We start from the raw sequence: 2,330 nt of genomic DNA on the forward strand, positions 1-2,330 counted from the left end.
AAGAAGTCACCAATCGAAAGAGGTTGGGAATGAGGAAGAAAAAAATCGGTTCAGCGGTTTATTGCCAGCAGGTGAAACAGCTTTGCAGGCTTTACCAATACTTTGGTTAGAGGGATATCGGACGTTTAAATGGAAAATTGGTGTTGCTGCAATTGAGGAAGAATTAAAGATTTTTCAGCAGCTAATCCAAGCAATACACAATTTGTGCGATCACGAAAAAGCATTTTTGCGGTTAGATGCCAACGGGGGACTCAGTTACTCGCAGGCTAAAACATGGCTGGAAGCTTGCGACAAGGTAAAAGCAACTCCCGACTTTTCCGCAGACATTGAATTTTTGGAACAGCCGCTGCCGGTAACACAGTTTCAGGAAATGGTAGAATTGAATGCTATTTATGCAACTGATCTCGCCCTTGATGAATCTGCTGCCAACCTCGATCGCATCCAAGAGTGCTACAGCCAAGGCTGGCGGGGCATTTTCGTCATTAAACCTGCGATATGCGGTTCCCCATCCCAACTGCGAAAATTTTGTAAAACTCACAATATAGATGCAGTTTTTTCATCAGTATTTGAAACCCAAATCGGCAGACAAGCAGCATTAAATTTAGCAACCGAATTGTCTTTAAATAATAGAGCACTCGGCTTCGGCACGGATTGCTGGTTCGATGACAATCATTCGATTTTAGATTTTAGATTTTAGATTTTAGATTACTTCCACGACTAAATCAAGCGGTTAGGTAATTGTTTTGAATCGAGAAACTTGGTGAAAGCATCTATGGCAACAAATCTAACAGTAAATATCCTGGATATCGCGTCTGGCTTGCCCGATGATTGGCTGATCGGTTGTGACAGTCGCGAATTTGCCCGAATTGTCGATCGGCTATTTCAAGAAATAACCCAAAATCCTGCACAAAAAACACCGCCAAAAATTTGCCTCGCCGAACCAGAACCCGTGCAATTTCTGGCCCGTTTCACCGCCGCCCGCGCCGCCAAATGCCCGATTTTTCTGTGCAATCCCAACTGGGTAAAACAAGAATGGCAACAAGTCTTTGATTTAGTCCAACCCGACTTAATTTTGGGACAATACCCGCTTCCCAACAATCCCCATATCCCAGTCGGCGAAGGCGGACTTCGTTTGTATAGCCGCGAATTCCATTCGCCGACTAAAAGCGGTTTTGATACGATTATGATTCCCACCGGCGGTTCGTCGGGAAAAATTCGTTTTGCCATCCACACTTGGGAAACACTAACCGCATCAGTACAAGGTTTTCAACAATATTTTCAAGTTGACAAAATCAACTCGTTTTGTGTTTTGCCATTATATCATGTCAGCGGTTTAATGCAATTCATGCGTTCCTTTACTACCGGAGGAAAACTGGCTATTCAGCCATTTAAAGAATTAGAAAATGGTAAAATATGTCAGATTGAGCCCGAAGAATTTTTCATTTCTTTAGTTCCAACTCAACTGCAACGGCTGCTGCAAAATCCAGATACAGCTAATTGGCTGGGACGCTTTCGTGCCGTACTTTTGGGCGGTGCTCCCGCTTGGCCGGAACTTTTAGAAACAGCTAGAAACTATCAAATTAAATTAGCGCCTAGTTATGGCATGACAGAAACCGCCTCGCAAATTGCTACACTAAAACCCCAAGATTTTCTCGCGGGCAATAACAGTTCCGGTCAAACTTTACCCCATGCTAAAATAACGATTCGCAGTGCAAAAGGCGATATTTTGTGTTATAATAAAATCGGCAATATTGCGATTAATGCTAAATCTTTGGCGTTGGGTTATTATCCTGAACAATTTGGCGATCGCCAATACTTCCAACTAGATGATTTGGGATTTTTCGATAAAAATAACTACTTAAATATCGTCGGACGCAGCAGCGACAAAATTATCACAGGCGGAGAAAATGTATTTCCGGCGGAAGTTGAAGCCGTTGTGCGATCGACTAATTTAGTTGCGGATATTGCTGTAATTGGCTTGCCAGACAAAGATTGGGGTCAAGTCGTTACGGCTATCTACGTTCCCGCTAATTCCGAAGTTACTGTCAAAAATCTGCAAGCGGCAATAGAAGATAAGTTGAGCAAGTTTAAGCGGCCGAAATATTGGGTAGTCGTCGAACAATTGCCGCGCAATTCTCAAGGCAAAGTCAATCGAGAACAATTGCAAGAAATTGCGCTCAAATATCAATAATTATTAGGCGATCGCAATCAATGCAGAAGGCAGAATTTTTCATGCTTATTTCCGACTCCTAACAACTGTCAACTGTCAACTGTCAACTGTCAACTGTCAACTGTCAACTGTCAACTGTCAACTGTCAACTGTCAACTGT

2 protein-coding genes are annotated in these 2,330 nt (G+C 42.8%); both read left to right on the forward strand.

The genetic code is table 11. The features are described from left to right. On the forward strand, nucleotides 1–697 hold a 697-nt coding region (locus QT992_RS22950; RefSeq protein ID WP_333377795.1), incomplete at its 5' end, for an o-succinylbenzoate synthase. Between the two features lie 75 nt (nucleotides 698–772). After that, nucleotides 773–2,191 (forward strand): 2-succinylbenzoate--CoA ligase, encoded by a 1,419-nt coding sequence (locus tag QT992_RS22955; RefSeq protein ID WP_333377797.1) that lies wholly within the window; start codon nucleotides 773–775, stop codon nucleotides 2,189–2,191. The last annotated feature ends 139 nt before the right edge of the window (nucleotides 2,192–2,330 follow it).

Origin of the sequence: Microcoleus sp. T3_D1, from assembly GCF_036700405.1 — a bacterium.
In the GTDB taxonomy this organism is placed as follows: Bacteria; Cyanobacteriota; Cyanobacteriia; order Cyanobacteriales; family Microcoleaceae; genus Microcoleus.